This window comes from Kitasatospora sp. NPDC059803, from assembly GCF_042732255.1.
GTDB lineage: Bacteria > Actinomycetota > Actinomycetes > Streptomycetales > Streptomycetaceae > Kitasatospora.
Window position 1 is genome coordinate 7,623 of record NZ_JBHWIJ010000134.1, and the last position, 14,210, is coordinate 21,832.

At 74.1% G+C, this 14,210-nt stretch carries 9 protein-coding genes and 1 riboswitch; of the genes, 3 read left to right on the plus strand and 6 right to left on the minus strand.

The annotated features are described in order from the left end of the window. The coding region (locus ACFV6I_RS21535; protein ID WP_380427036.1) for a hypothetical protein at positions 1 to 1,325 on the minus strand (1,325 nt) is incomplete at its 3' end. A gap of 167 nt (positions 1,326 to 1,492) precedes the next feature. Then, positions 1,493 to 1,578: riboswitch (cobalamin riboswitch) on the plus strand. Positions 1,579 to 1,879: 301 nt separating this feature from the next. Between ACFV6I_RS21535 and cobN the strand changes: the two genes are divergently transcribed. Continuing rightward, positions 1,880 to 5,566, plus strand: coding sequence for a cobaltochelatase subunit CobN (cobN, locus tag ACFV6I_RS21540; RefSeq protein WP_380427038.1), 3,687 nt, complete (start codon positions 1,880 to 1,882; stop codon positions 5,564 to 5,566). Between the two features lie 89 nt (positions 5,567 to 5,655). Beyond that, positions 5,656 to 7,353: an apolipoprotein N-acyltransferase gene (lnt, locus tag ACFV6I_RS21545; protein ID WP_380427040.1), complete on the plus strand. Its 1,698-nt coding sequence runs from the start codon at positions 5,656 to 5,658 to the stop codon at positions 7,351 to 7,353. A gap of 88 nt (positions 7,354 to 7,441) precedes the next feature. Here lnt and ACFV6I_RS21550 read toward each other — a convergent pair whose 3' ends face one another. The 4 genes from ACFV6I_RS21550 to gdhA all read right to left on the minus strand — a co-directional run bounded on the left by ACFV6I_RS21550 (position 7,442) and on the right by gdhA (position 11,882). Next, positions 7,442 to 8,206 (minus strand): VOC family protein, encoded by a 765-nt coding sequence (locus ACFV6I_RS21550; protein ID WP_363367249.1) that lies wholly within the window; start codon positions 8,204 to 8,206, stop codon positions 7,442 to 7,444. Between the two features lie 76 nt (positions 8,207 to 8,282). Then, positions 8,283 to 9,191, minus strand: a complete 909-nt coding sequence (locus ACFV6I_RS21555) for an NADP-dependent oxidoreductase (protein ID WP_380427043.1) — start codon at positions 9,189 to 9,191, stop codon at positions 8,283 to 8,285. Between the two features lie 224 nt (positions 9,192 to 9,415). Continuing rightward, entirely contained in the window at positions 9,416 to 10,285 is an 870-nt protein-coding gene (locus ACFV6I_RS21560; RefSeq protein WP_380427045.1) for a GyrI-like domain-containing protein, read from the minus strand. 208 nt (positions 10,286 to 10,493) lie between these two features. Further along, entirely contained in the window at positions 10,494 to 11,882 is a 1,389-nt protein-coding gene (gene gdhA, locus ACFV6I_RS21565) for an NADP-specific glutamate dehydrogenase (RefSeq protein WP_063350065.1), read from the minus strand. 348 nt (positions 11,883 to 12,230) lie between these two features. Here gdhA and ribA point away from each other — a divergent pair, with 348 nt between their 5' ends. Further along, a complete protein-coding gene (ribA, locus tag ACFV6I_RS21570) occupies positions 12,231 to 12,860 on the plus strand; it encodes a GTP cyclohydrolase II (protein WP_063350064.1) in 630 nt (209 codons plus the stop codon). A gap of 139 nt (positions 12,861 to 12,999) precedes the next feature. On the opposite strand, the gene ACFV6I_RS21575 is transcribed toward ribA, so the two are convergent. After that, positions 13,000 to 14,210: hypothetical protein (locus ACFV6I_RS21575; protein ID WP_380427047.1), on the minus strand; the 1,211-nt coding region annotated here is incomplete at its 5' end.

A 14,210-nucleotide genomic window follows, 5' to 3' on the forward strand; every position in this document is an offset into this window, starting at 1 on the left:
TTTATGTTACTCGAACTCTTCTGGTCCCCGGGGGCGGGGCCCCCCCCCCGGGCAACCTCCGGGTGCGACCCCGCCCCGCCCCCCCGGGGGCCCGCCGGACCGTTCACCGTCACCCGGTAGCCCTGCCCGGTGGCGAGCACGTCCACCCACCGCCCGGCCGGATGACCGCAGCGTCGTTCACACCCCGACCAGTGCACCGGGAGACCGGCGGTCGGGAGGCCGGCCATCGGAAGGCCGGTAGCCGGAAGGCCGCCGACCGGCGGGCTCCCGGTGGCAGCCGCCGCATCGAGCGCCCGCGCCGCGTCGGCCCGGACGTCGGCCCGCGACTTGGCGCACCCCGGCAGTCCGGTGCAGGCGGTGGCCCGCTCCCAGGGCGAGCCGGGCGCGGTCCGGAACCCGGCCGCCGCCAGCGCGGGCAGCCGGTCGGCCGGCGCCCCCGGCAGCACCGCGCCGCGCCAGGGCGTCAGCCGGATCTCCCCGGCGCAGGCGCCCGCGAGTTCCCGCCACTGCGCGGCGCCGGCCCGGCCGAAACGCATGCCCACCGACAGCCCGCCCGCCACCTCGGGGAACGAGCCGGCCGTGCGGACCACGCCGACCGCGGGCGCGGCCCCGGCGAGGGCGGGCCCCGGCACGGGCCCGGCCGGCAGCAGCTCGGGGACCTCGCGCAGGTGCCAGGCCTTGCGCCCGCTCTCGCGCAGCACGTCCAGGAAGGTCCGGGCCGCGTCGAGCACGGCCGTCACCTCCTGCCCCGCCGGCACCGGACGCCCGTGGGCGGCCCGTCCGAGGCGCAGCAGCGCCGACCCGTCCGGGCCTGCGATCAATGTCACATCGGCGTCGAACGCGGCGACGTCGCCCCGCCCGTCGTCCAGCGCGAACAGGAACTTGCCGGAGAGCCCGGCCGCCCAGTCGCTCGCGCACAGCCGCGCGTCCAGCTCCCGCACCCAGGCCTGCACGTCGGCGAAGCCGTGTCCGTCGAGCCCGGCGAGCGGGGAGGCCACGATGTTGCGGACCCGTTCGTGCGTGTCCGAGGGCAGCAGGCCGACGGCGCGCAGCCGTTCGGCGAGTTCGGCCCCGCAGTGCGAAGCCAGGCCGCGGAGTTGGACGTTGCCGCGGGAGGTGGTCTCCAGTTCGCCGTCGCCGAGCGTCTCGGCGGCGTCGGCCAGTGCCAGTGCCTGACGGACCGTCAGCAGACCGCCGGGCAGCCGGACCCGGGCCAGGGCGCCGTCGTCGGCCGGATGTAGACGAAGGGCCCCTGGGCAGGCGTCCGCGCGCCCCCGGTCGGGCACCGCGGCGCCCGGCGCGGTGGCGTCGGGTGTCGGTGGCATGGCCGCGAGCATACAGATGATCCGATCGGTTGCCTTTGTCCGTCGCCTCACACCCCGGGCGCTCCGGGCGGCCTCCCCGGGATCGCCCTCCCCCAGGTCAGCCGCACCCCGTACGATGCTGGCGGACGGTCCCCGCGGACCGTCCGCACGCCAGCGACGGCGCAGGGGAGGAAACCGGTGCAAGCCCGGTGCGGTCCCGCCACTGTGACCGCGGTTCACCGGGAGACCGGACGGCCGCGGGAGCCAGGAACTCCTGCCGTCCTCCACCGGCCCGGGGCGCGGACCCCGAGGAAGGCTCGAAGAGCAATGCGCTGCCGCATGCCCGCGCCCGGGTCCCCGGGCATCTCACGCCCGCCCGACTCCGGGCGCTTCGCCGACGTCTCGGCGCTCCTTCGGTCGCCGGTCACGCGCCGTCGCTCGCTTTCGTCCGCCGCATGCCACGCGCCTTCGTCCGTCGCATGCCACGCGCTTTCGTCCGTCGCTCGTCACTCGTCACTTTCCACGCCGGCGCGCCCTTCGGCTCGGGGCGGCTCCGAGGCCGGGAGGGCCTTCGCATGATCCTGCTGCTGTCGACGTCCGACACCGACCTGCTCAGTGCCCGCGCCGCCGAGGGCCCGGTCCGCTACCGGCTCGGCAACCCGGCCCGGCTCACCCCCGAGGACCTGCCCGCGCTGCTGGAGGGCACCGACCTCGTCGTGGTCCGCCTGCTCGGCGGTCGCCGCGCCTGGCAGGAGGGCCTGGACACGCTGTTGGCCGGCCCCCGCCCGGTGATCGTGCTGACCGGTGAACAGGCCCCCGACGCCCAGCTGATGGAGCTGTCCACCGTCCCGGCCGGCATCGCCGCCGAGGCGCACGCCTACCTCGCGCACGGCGGCGCCGCCAACCTCGCCGAGCTGGCCGCCTTCCTCTCCGACACCGTGCTGCTGACCGGCCACGGCTTCGCCCCGCCCGCCTCCGCCCCGGCCTGGGGGCCGCTGGAGCGCGAAGCCCGTACGCAGGACGGCCCGACGGTCGCCGTGCTCTACTACCGCGCCCACCACATGAGCGGCAACACCGCCTTCGTCGAGACGCTCTGCCGGGCGATCGAGGACCAGGGTGCGCAGGCCAGGGCCTACTACTGCGCCTCGCTGCGCGGCGCCGAGCCCGAGCTGCTGGCCGCGCTCGGCGAGGCCGACACGCTCGTCACCACCGTGCTCGCCGCCGGCGGCACCCGCCCGGCCGACGCGCAGGCCGGCGGCGACGAGGAGGCCTGGGACGCGGGCGCGCTCGCCGCCCTGGACCGGCCGATCCTCCAGGCGCTCTGCCTCACCTGGTCGCGCGCCCAGTGGGAGGCCAGCGACGATGGCCTGTCCCCGCTGGACACCGCCACCCAGATCGCGGTGCCGGAGTTCGACGGCCGGCTGATCAGCGTCCCGTTCTCCTTCAAGGAGCTGGACGAGGACGGCCTCACCGTCTACGCCGCCGACCCGGAGCGCGCCGCCCGGGTGGCCGGCACCGCCGTCAAGCACGCCCGGCTGCGGCACATCCCGGCCGCCGAGCGCCGCCTGGCGCTCGTGCTGTCCGCCTACCCGACCAAGCACGCCCGGGTCGGCAACGCCGTCGGCCTGGACACCCCGGCCAGCGCGATCCGCCTGCTGAACCGGCTGCGCGCGGAGGGCATGGACCTGGGTTCGGACCTCCCCGGGCTGGACGGAACGAACGGGGACGGCCACGCCGGCTCCCGCGACGCCTCGCCCGACGGCTCCCACGACGCGTCCCAGGACTCCTCCCTCGACGCCTCCCACGAGGGCGACGCCCTGATCCACGCCCTGATCGCGGCCGGCGGCTACGACCAGGACTGGCTCACCGAGGACCAGCTGGCCCGCAACCCGGTGCGCATCCCCGCCGCCGACTACCGCCGCTGGTACGCCACGCTCCCCCAGGGGCTGCGCGAGCACGTCGAGGCGCACTGGGGCCCGGCCCCCGGCGAGCTGTACGTCGACCGCTCGCAGAACCCGGACGGCGACATCGTGCTGGCCGCGATCCGCTCCGGGAACCTGCTCGTCCTGATCCAGCCGCCGCGCGGCTTCGGCGAGAACCCCGTCGCCATCTACCACGACCCCGACCTGCCGCCGAGCCACCACTACCTGGCCGCCTACCGCTGGATCGAGGCCGCGCAGGCCGACGGCGGCTTCGGCGCGCACGCCGTCATCCACCTCGGCAAGCACGGCAACCTGGAGTGGCTGCCCGGCAAGACCGCCGCGCTGTCCGCCGAGTGCGGCCCGGACGCCGTCCTGGGCGATCTGCCGCTGATCTACCCGTTCCTGGTCAACGACCCGGGCGAGGGCACCCAGGCCAAGCGCCGCGCCCACGCCACCCTGGTCGACCACCTCGTCCCGCCGATGGCCCGCGCCGACTCCTACGGCGACATCGCCCGCCTGGAGCAGCTGCTGGACGAGCACTCCAACATCGCCGCGATGGACCCGGCCAAGCTGCCCGCGATCCGCGCGCAGATCTGGACCCTCATCCAGGCCGCCAAGCTGGACCACGACCTCGGTCTGGACGAGCGTCCCGAGGACGACGGCTTCGACGACTTCCTGCTGCACGTCGACGGCTGGCTGTGCGAGATCAAGGACGCCCAGATCCGCGACGGCCTGCACGTCCTCGGACAGGCGCCGGCCGGCACCGACCGGGTCAACATCGTGCTCGCCATCCTGCGCGCCCGCCAGATCTGGGGCGGCGTCAGCGCGCTGCCGGGCCTGCGCGAGGCGCTCGGGCTGGACGAGGCCGCGCTCACCCTCGGGGCCACCGACGCCGCCGAGGCCCAGGCCCGCGCCCTGGTCGAGGCCATGGAGGCGCAGGACTGGGCGGTCGAGGCGGTGGAGAAGGTCGCCGCCGGGCTGCCGGAGGCCGTCCACGACGTGCTGACCTTCGCCGCCACCCAGGTGGTGCCGCGGCTGGCCGCCACCACCGACGAGCTGGACGCCGTGCTGCACGCGCTGCGCGGCGGCTTCGTCCCGGCCGGGCCGTCCGGCTCGCCGCTGCGCGGCCTGGTCAACGTGCTGCCGACCGGCCGCAACTTCTACTCCGTCGACCCGAAGGCCGTCCCGAGCAAGCTCGCCTGGGAGACCGGCCAGGCGCTCGCCGCCTCGCTGGTCGAGCGGTACACCGCCGACAACGACGGCGCCTACCCGCCCTCGGTCGGGCTGTCGCTGTGGGGCACCAGCGCGATGCGCACCGCCGGCGACGACATCGCCGAGGCCTTCGCCCTGCTCGGCGTCCGCCCGGTCTGGGACGACGCCTCGCGCCGGGTCACCGGCCTGGAGCCGATCGCCCTCGCCGAGCTGGGCCGCCCGCGCATCGACGTGACGCTGCGCATCTCCGGCTTCTTCCGCGACGCCTTCCCGCACGTGGTCGCCCTGCTGGACGACGCGGTGCGCCTGGCCGCCGCCCAGGAGGAGCCCGCGGAGCAGAACTTCGTGCGCGCCCACGTCCAGGCCGACCTCGCGGTGCACGGCGACGAGCGCAAGGCCACCGTCCGCGTCTTCGGCTCCCGCCCGGGCACCTACGGCGCGGGCCTGCTCCAGCTGATCGACAGCAGGGACTGGCGCACCGACGCCGACCTGGCCGAGGTGTACACGGTCTGGGGCGGCTACGCCTACGGGCGCGGACTGGACGGGCGGCCGGCCCGCGAGGAGATGGAGACCGCGTACAAGCGGATCACCGTCGCCGCGAAGAACACCGACACCCGCGAGCACGACATCGCCGACTCGGACGACTACTTCCAGTACCACGGCGGCATGGTGGCCACCGTCCGGGCGCTCACCGGCAAGGCGCCGACCGCCTACATCGGCGACTCGACCCGCCCGGAGACGGTCCGCACCCGGACGCTGACCGAGGAGGCCGCCCGCGTCTTCCGCGCCCGGGTGGTCAACCCGCGCTGGATCGAGGCGATGCGCCGGCACGGGTACAAGGGCGCGTTCGAGATGGCCGCGACGGTGGACTACCTGTTCGGCTACGACGCCACGACGGGCGTGGTCGCGGACTGGATGTACGAGAAGCTCACCCAGGAGTACGTGCTCGACCCCGTCAACCGGGAGTTCCTGACCGGCGCCAACCCGTGGGCGCTGCACGGGATCAGCGAGCGGCTGCTGGAGGCGGCCAGCCGCGGGCTGTGGGAGCAGCCCGACCCGGAGCTGATCGCGCAGTTGCAGGCCGCGTTCCTGGAGACCGAGGGGGACCTGGAGGGCGACGAGGGCTGAGCCACGGGGGTGGCCACCAGTGTTCCCGTAGTCCATTCGGGTGACAGGAACACTGGTGGCGCAGTCCGTCCGAGCGGACAATACGGGGCATGCCCCGCCGCCTCGCCCTCACCAGCCCCGCCCGGCGCACGCCGCACCGGGAGCACTCCGAGCACCGCGAGCACCCTGAGCACTCCCCGCATCCCGGGCACCCCGAGCACTCCTCGCATCCCGGGCACCCCCGGCGCCCCGAACCTCCCGGGCACTCCGAACACGACGGGCAGTCCGGACACGGCGGCCACCCGCAGGCGCGCCCGCACCGCTACCGCGCGCGGTTCGGCGCCCTGGCCGCCGGGGCGGTACCGGTGCTCGCCTTCCCGGCGCCGGGGCAGGCCTGGCTGGCGTGGGTCGCGCTCGTCCCCGGGATGCTGCTGATGCAGCGCGCGCCCGGCGGGCGGGAGGCGGCGGTGCGCGGGTGGTGGTTCGGGGCGGGCTTCATCCTGACCGCGATGTACTGGCTGGTCCCGTCCATCGGGCCGGGGCTACCGGTGCTCGCCGTGCTGTTCGGGGCGCTCCAGGGCGGCTTCGGGTACGCCGTCCACCGGCTGCTGCACCCACCGCTGACCGACCGTCGGGCGCTGCTCGCGCTGCTCGTCGTCCCGGCGGTCTGGGTGACCACCGAGTACGCGCGCTCCTGGGACGCCCTCGGCGGGCCGTGGGCACTGCTCGGCGCCACCCAGTGGCAGCACCCGACGATCCTCGGGCTCGCCTCGACCGGCGGGATCTGGCTGGTCAGCGCGGCCGTCGCGGCCGCCAACACCGGGGTGCTGATCGTCCTGACCGCCGTGCACCGGCGGCCGCGCGCCCTCGCGGCGCTGACCACCGTCCTGGTCCTGGCCGCCGGACCGCTGCTGTTCGCCCTGCGCGACGCCCCCGCCCCGGCCGGGGCGGTCACCGTCGCGCTGGTCCAGCCCGGCATCGTGGACGACCCGCAGGCCCGGTTCGAGGCCAGCGCCCAGGCCACCGCCGCGCTCGGCGGGCAGCCGGTGGACCTGGTCGTCTGGGGCGAGAGCAGCACCACCGCCGACCTCGACCGCGACCCGGTCGCGCTCGACCGGCTGCGCCAACTCTCCACCGCCACCGGGGCGCAGATCATCGCCGGGGAGGACGCCCGCAAGGCGGACGGGCGGATCTCCAAGGACGCGGTGCTGGTCTCCCCCGCGGGCGTGCTGGACCGCTACCGCAAGATCCGGCTGGTGCCCTTCGGCGAGTACATCCCGCTGCGGCCGGTGCTCGGCTGGATCGCCGGCGTCAGCCGGGCGGCCGGCGAGAACCGGGCGCCCGGCACCGCCTTCCACGTCCTGCCGGCCACCGACCGGGCGGGCGGACCGCTGCCGGTCGGCGCGCTGATCTGCTTCGAGTCGGCCTTCCCCGACCTGGCCCGCACCGCCGCGCGGGACGGCGCCCGGGTGCTGGTCTACCAGTCCTCCACCTCGACCTTCCAGCACACCTGGGCACCCGAGCAGCACGCCTCGCTGGCGGCGATCCGGGCCGCCGAGACCGGCCGGCCGGCCGTGCAGGCCTCGCTGACCGGGGTGTCGGCGGCCTTCGACGCGCAGGGCCGCGAGCTCGCCCGGCTCGGTACCGACGGCACCGGCGCGCTGACCGTCCGACTGCCGCTCACCGAGCCCGGGGCGCTGACCTGGTATGACCGGATCGGCGACGTGGTGCCGATCGGCGCGCTGCTCGTCACCGCGGGCGCGACGGCGGCGGCGTGGCGCTCCAGCCGCAGTCGGCGCCCGGTGTGAGAGCGGAGACTGCGCCCGACGGGAGGACGGCGGGGTCCTCGGCAGGGACGTGGGCAGCGGCGCGGGCAGGGACGCGGCCTTCGGGGGGTCAGCCCTCGGTGCCGGCCAGGTAGACGCCGAACGACGCGCCCTGCGGGTCGCGCAGCACGGCGATCCGGGGGCCGTCCGGCACGTCGGTGGCCCCCATCAGCACGTCCGCGCCGAGGCCGCTCGCCCGGGCGACGGTGTTGTCGACGTCCGCGACCGAGAAGTACGGCAGCCAGTGCGGCGGCACCTGCGGCGGGAAGCGGTCGTCCATCACCAGCATGCCGCCGAAGTCGGCGCCGTCCAGGCCCCACTGGGTGTACTGCTCGGACGGGCTGACGGACCAGCCGAAGACCGCCGGGTAGAAGGCGGTCGCACCGGCCGGGTCGCGGGTGAGCAGTTCCACCCAGCCGAGCGAGCCCGGCTCGTTGAACACCTCGGCGCCCGCGAACGCGCGGGCCTGCCAGAGCAGGAAGACCGCGCCGGAGCTGTCCCCGACCACCGCGAAGCGGCCGAGGTCGGACACGTCGGTGGGCTCCTTCAGGACCTTGCCGCCGGCGTCCTCGACCTTCGCGACGGTGGCGTCGGTGTCGGTGACCGCGAAGCAGGTCGACCAGGCGATGGGCTGCTGCGGCGCGAACCGCGGGCTGACGGCGGCCGCCGTGGCGTCGCCGAGGAACATCTGGGTGTAGCCGCTGGCCTCGGGGCGCACATCGGCCTCGGCCCGCCAGCCGAACAACTCGCCGTAGAAGGTGCTGGCGGCGGCCGGGTCGGAGGTGCCCAGCTCGACCCAGCAGGGGCCGCCGATGGTCACGGAGTTCTGCTTCATGGCTTCTCCTCTCGACTTCTTCTCTCGGTTCTCGATCTCTCGGTCCTTGTTGACTGATCGTCACTCTTGCTTTGTGTCACGCGACTTCGAGCACCACCTTGCCGCGGGCATGGCCGGATTCGACGAAGGCGATCGCCTCGGCGGCCCGGGCCAGCGGGTAGCGGCCGGTGATGTTCGGGTCCAGCTCACCGGCGGCGACCAGGGCCGCCAGCGCGGACAGGGTCTCGGACGTCGTCGAGCGGGTGATGTAGCGGCCGCCGAGTTCGGCCACGGTGGCCGGGTCGGCGGTGCTGACCAGCTCCGTACGGTCCTTGCGCACGGGGACGGCGGCCCGCAGGGCGTCGCCCCCGACCAGGTCGAGGATGCCGTCGACGCCGTCGGGCGCCGCGGCCGCGATCCGTTCGGCGACGCCGTCGCCGTAGCGGACCGGCACCGCGCCGAGGGACTCCACGTACGCACGGTTGGCGTCGCTCGCGGTGCCGAGGACGATCAGGCCGCGACTGCGGGCGATCTGGGCGGCCGCGCTGCCGACACCGCCGGCGATGCCGAGGATCAGCAGCGTCCGGCCGGCGCCGAGGCCGAGGTCACGGACGGCGTCATCCGCGGTGGCCGCCGACACGGGCAGGACGGCCGCCTGGTCGAAGCCGACACCCTCGGGCTTGAGCGCGCTCAACTCGGCGCGCATCAGCGTCTGTTCGGCGTAGGCACCGGCGGCCGCGAGGCCGAACACCTCATCGCCCGGGGTGAACCCGGTGACCCCGGGGCCGACTTGCAGGACCACGCCCGAGGCCTCCTGGCCCATGACGGCGGGGAGTTCGCGCTCCCGGCCGAGCAGGCCCGTGCGGATCTTCCAGTCCACCGGGTTCACCCCGGCCGCGCCGACCGCGATCGCCAGCTGCCCGGGGCCGGGCTCCAGCACCGGGCGGTCCAGGAACTCCTGTGTCTCCGGCCCGCCGTAGTCGACGAAGCCGAATGCCTTGGCCATCGGTGATCCCACTCCTCGGGTAGCGGTTGCGATCCCCCGTCCTCCCCGCCCCAGCATGCGGGCGGGGGAGGACGGGTGCGGGCGCTGCTGGGCCGAACGGGGGCGGGCGGGGCGGCGGGCGGCGGCAGTGGGCGCTGTGGGCGAACAAAAAACAGATGACAGATAACAGATTTCGAAATCTGTTATCTGTCATCTGTTACTTGTCAGCTGTCAGCGGCCGTCCGTCAGCGCAGCGCCCGCGCCACCGGAATCCACAGCTGGGCCTCCGCCTGGCCGTCCGACAGGAACCGGGTGCGCAGGATCTCCGGCCCCGGCCGGAACTCGTACGGGTTGGACGGGAACCACTGCGTGAAGACGTCCCGCCACATCTCCTGGAGGGCCTTCGGGAAGGTCCCGGTGTTGGAGAAGGCCGCCCAGGTGCCCGGCGGCACCTCCCGAACGTCCAGGCCGTCCGGGACGACGGTGTCCGCGTCCGCCACCACCGCGTGGTAGTAGTCGAGTTCGACACCCTCTTCGCGGCTCTCCGAGAAGAACTCGGTGACCGAGAGGATGCCTTCCGGCTCGCGGCCCGAGAGCGCCGAGATCCGGTCGACGGTCTCCTGGCCGAGCCCCTTGATGAACGAGGCGATGGCCGGGTTCACGCCCTCGTGCACCAGCGGGACCCGCGCCCGCCGACCGATGATCCGGAAGTCCGGCTGCTCGATGATCCGGTATTCCATACTGCTGCTTCCCTCCACGACGAGTCGGAAGGACATCCGGGGCTGGGACTTGAGCACCGCGCCCTCGCGCCGGGCCTCACCGGGCCCGACCCCGTGCATCGCCCGGAACGCCCGGGCGAACGCCTCCCCCGAGGTGTAGCCGTACCGGATCGCGACCTCCAGCAACGTCCGCTCCCCGCCGAGGACTTCGGCCCCGGCGACGGTCAACCGCCGGCGCCGGACGTAGTCCGACAGCGGCATCCCGGAGAGCATCGAGAACAACCGTCGGAAGTGGTACTCCGACGTCATCGCGATTCGGGCCAGCTCGGCGACCTCGACCTCCTGGTCCAGGTTCCGTTCGATGTGCTCCATCGCCCGGTTCAGGTGTTCCAGCACTCCGACCCCGTCCTTCCCTTACTGATCACCACCGTAGGAAGGACCCACCCTGCCGCACCCGACAATCGGTGCCCGCTCCGGTCGGGTACCGATCGCCGGGTGACGGCGAGTCGCGCCGTCGGCGCCAAGCGAAGGGCCGCGGGCGCCGGGCGGAGGACCGCGAGCTCCAGGCGGAGGGCCGCGGGCGCCGGGTGGCGGGCGGCAGGGCTCAGATCAGGCCCTGGGCCAGCATCGCGTCCCCGACCAGCTCGAAGCCGGCGATGTTCGCGCCCACCACGTAGTCGCCCGGGTGTCCGTAGCGCTCGGCGGTGGTGAAGCAGGAGTCGTGGATGTGCTTCATGATCCCGGCCAGCCGCTCCTCGGTGCGGGCGAAGGTCCAGGAGTCGCGCGAGGCGTTCTGCTGCATCTCCAGGGCGCTGGTGGCCACGCCGCCCGCATTCGCCGCCTTGCCCGGGCCGAAGGCCACCCCGGCTTCCTGGAACACCCGGACCGCCTCCGGGGTGGTGGGCATGTTGGCCCCCTCGGCGACCGCCAGCACCCCGCCCCGCACCAGGGCCAGCGCGTCCGTCTCGGTCAGCTCGTTCTGGGTGGCGCAGGGCAGCGCGACATCGCAGGGCACGCTCCACACGCCAGGGCCCTCGACGAACCGGACGTGGCTGCCGCGCAGTTCGGCGTAGTCGGCGACCCGGCCGCGCCGGACCTCCTTGACCTCCTTGAGGAGCGCGAGGTCGATGCCCTTCTCGTCCACCACGTAGCCGGTGGAGTCGGAGCAGGTGAGCACGGTCGCGCCGAGCTGCTGCGCCTTCTCGATCGCGTAGATGGCGACGTTGCCGGATCCGGAGACGACGACCCGGCGCCCGTCCAGGCTCTCGCCGCGGCTGTGCAGCATCTCGGCGGTGAACAGCACGCAGCCGTAGCCGGTCGCCTCGGTCCTGGCCTGCGCGCCGCCCCAGCCGAGGCCCTTGCCGGTGAGCACGCCGCTCTCGTAGCGGTTGGTGATCCGCTTGTACTGGCCGAACAGGTAGCCGATCTCCCGGCCGCCGACGCCGATGTCCCCGGCGGGGACATCGGTGTGCTCGCCGAGGTGGCGGTACAGCTCGGTCATGAAGGACTGGCAGAACCGCATGACCTCGGCGTCCGAGCGGCCCTTGGGGTCGAAGTCGGAGCCGCCCTTGCCGCCGCCGATCGACAGCCCGGTGAGCGCGTTCTTGAAGATCTGCTCGAAGCCGAGGAACTTGACGATGCCGAGGTTCACCGAGGGGTGGAAGCGCAGCCCGCCCTTGTACGGGCCGAGGACGCTGCTGAACTCCACCCGGAAGCCGCGGTTCACGTGGATGTCGCCGGAGTCGTCCGTCCACGGCACCCGGAACATGAGCTGCCGCTCGGGCTCGCAGATCCGCTCGATGATCCGGGCGTCGACGAACTCGGGGCGGCGGGCGAGCACCGGCCCGAGGGTCTCCAGGACCTCGCGGACCGCCTGGTGGAACTCCGTCTCACCCCTGTTCCGGCGGACCACGTCCGCGTAGAGCGCCTCGATCACGCGCTGCTCGGCGTCGAAGGAGGTCGGGGAGGTGGCGGCGGGAGGGGTTGTGGGCATCTGATCAGGACCTTCCGTGGTCGTCGGTGCTCGTGCGCGAGGCATTCCCGTGCCCAGGAAACGGGGAAATCCTCGCAGTGTCCACGGTCCGGCTCCCGACGCATCCACATGCTGAAACCCCCACGCCTCGCGGACCGTACGATCCACCAGCGCCCTCGCGTCCGCACGGAGCCCGACTGAACCACAGTCCGTAGTCGAATCGGGCACGGACAGTATTTAGTTGTTCAAATTGGAACTACCGAGTACGGTCATCGACATCCGATCCACCCCGGGCCGGCCGGCCCGCCCCTCTCGACCCATCGGTTCGTCGGTTCGCCGACCCATCTCCTCATCGACGGAGGCCCACCCATGCCGCAGCCCGGCCCCGCCACGGTGCGCTCGCGTGTGCGCATCCCGCTGACCTTCCACGACGGCTACCGCGCCGAGGCGGAGGCCTTCACCTTCCACGACCTCGCCGACGGCGCGGAGCACCTGGCGCTCGCGTTCGGCGAGGTGCCGGAGGGCGGGACGCCGCTGGTACGCCTGCACTCGGAGTGCCTGACCGGCGACGTCTTCGGCTCGGACCGCTGCGACTGCGGCCCGCAGCTGCGCGAGTCGGTCGAGCGGATCGCCGAGGCCGGCGGCTACCTGCTGTACCTGCGGCAGGAGGGCCGGGGCATCGGGCTCTACAACAAGCTGGAGGCCTACTCCTTGCAGGACTCCGGATTGGACACGTACGACGCCAACACGGCGCTCGGCCTGCCCGAGGACGGCCGGGACTACACCGCCGCCGCCCAGATGCTCGCCACCCTCGGCGCCACCGGCATCGACCTGCTGAGCAACAACCCGGACAAGGCGCAGCAGTTGGCCGACCTCGGGATCACCGTGCGGCGGCGGGTGCCGACCGGCGTGCACCTGTCCGCGAGCAACGTGCGCTACCTGCGGGCGAAGGTGGAGCGGACCGGGCACTCGATCGAACTGTCCCGGCTGGTCGGCTGAGCCGGATGGCGGCTGGATCGCCGGCGGCGGGCGGCTGACAACTAACAGCTGACAGATAACAGCCGACAGATAACAGATAACAGATTTCAAAATCTGAAAGCTGAACTCTGTCATCTGTTATCTGTCAGCCGTTCGCCCGTCAGCCGCCCGCCCCCATACCCGCCCCCCGCGCCCGGGCCGTACGCAGCACCCCGTACGCCGCGAGCGGGAGCGCGACCAGCAACGCGGCCCAGAACGCGCCGTACCCCCAGAACTCCGCGACGGCCGTGAACTGCCCCTGGAGCACCGGGATCCGCAGCGCCTCGACCGGGCCGAGCGGTCCGGGCCAGGCGCCGAGCACCAGCGTGACGGGGATCCAGCAGCCGAGGAGCGCCCGGGCGGTGACCGGCGTCCCCAGGGTGCTCGCGAGGGAGACGACGGCCAGCAGGACGACGAACCCGGACTGGTAGGCCGCACCGGTCTGGCCGGTCCCCCAGGAGGCCGGCGTCGGGTGGTGCCCGGTGGCCGCCAGCCGCACCTCGACCGCCGCCCACAGCAGCAGGGCGAGCACACAGGTGCTCCCGAGCGCGAACAGCGCGCGGTCGCGGGCGCCCACGGGGCCCGTCCGCCACTGCTTGCCGTCCCACCGTGCCGCCGCGCCCCGCCCGGCGAGCCGCCGCCAGGCCTCCCGCACCTGCCGCCGGGCCTCGTGCGCGGGCTTCAGCAGCCGGTTCGCCGCGCGCTCGATCAGCACGAACGACGCCACGATCGCCGCCACCGCCGCGAGGCCGGCCCAACTGCCCATCCCGCCCTCGAACAGCACCACCCGCTCGGCCACCGGTTTCGGCATCTCCAGGCCCGTCATCGGCGGTCCGAGCCGCAGGTAGCCGATGGCGAAGGCCCCGACGCCGGTCAGGGCCGCCGTGCCGAGGCCGACCCGGGCGGGGAAGAAGGCGAGGACGGCGGCGGCGACCAGCGCCGCCCCCAGTTGGCCGACCACCTGCTGGGCCGCGTGCTCGCCGGCCTTCTTCAACGGCCCGCCGAAGGCACCGTCGGGCGAGATCTTGAGCTGGACCCCGGCCTCGACGGGGTAGCGGAACACCGCCCCCGCCCACAGCAGCAACCCGAGGGCGAGGAACAGCAGCAGCACGGCGCCCGCCCGACGCGGCAGGCCGGTCCGGGCGTGTGGCCACCACTCCCGCAGCCGGGCCGGCCAGTCCACCGGCGTCCGTTCACGCCCGCCCTGCCACAGCCGCCCCAGCCACCGGTCCCGGCCGGCCCGGTTCTCCCGGCCTTCCCCGCCCTCCCGGCCCTGGTCGCCGTCGGGCCGCTCGCCCCGGCCCCGGCCGCGCGGGCGCAGCGTCTCGGCGG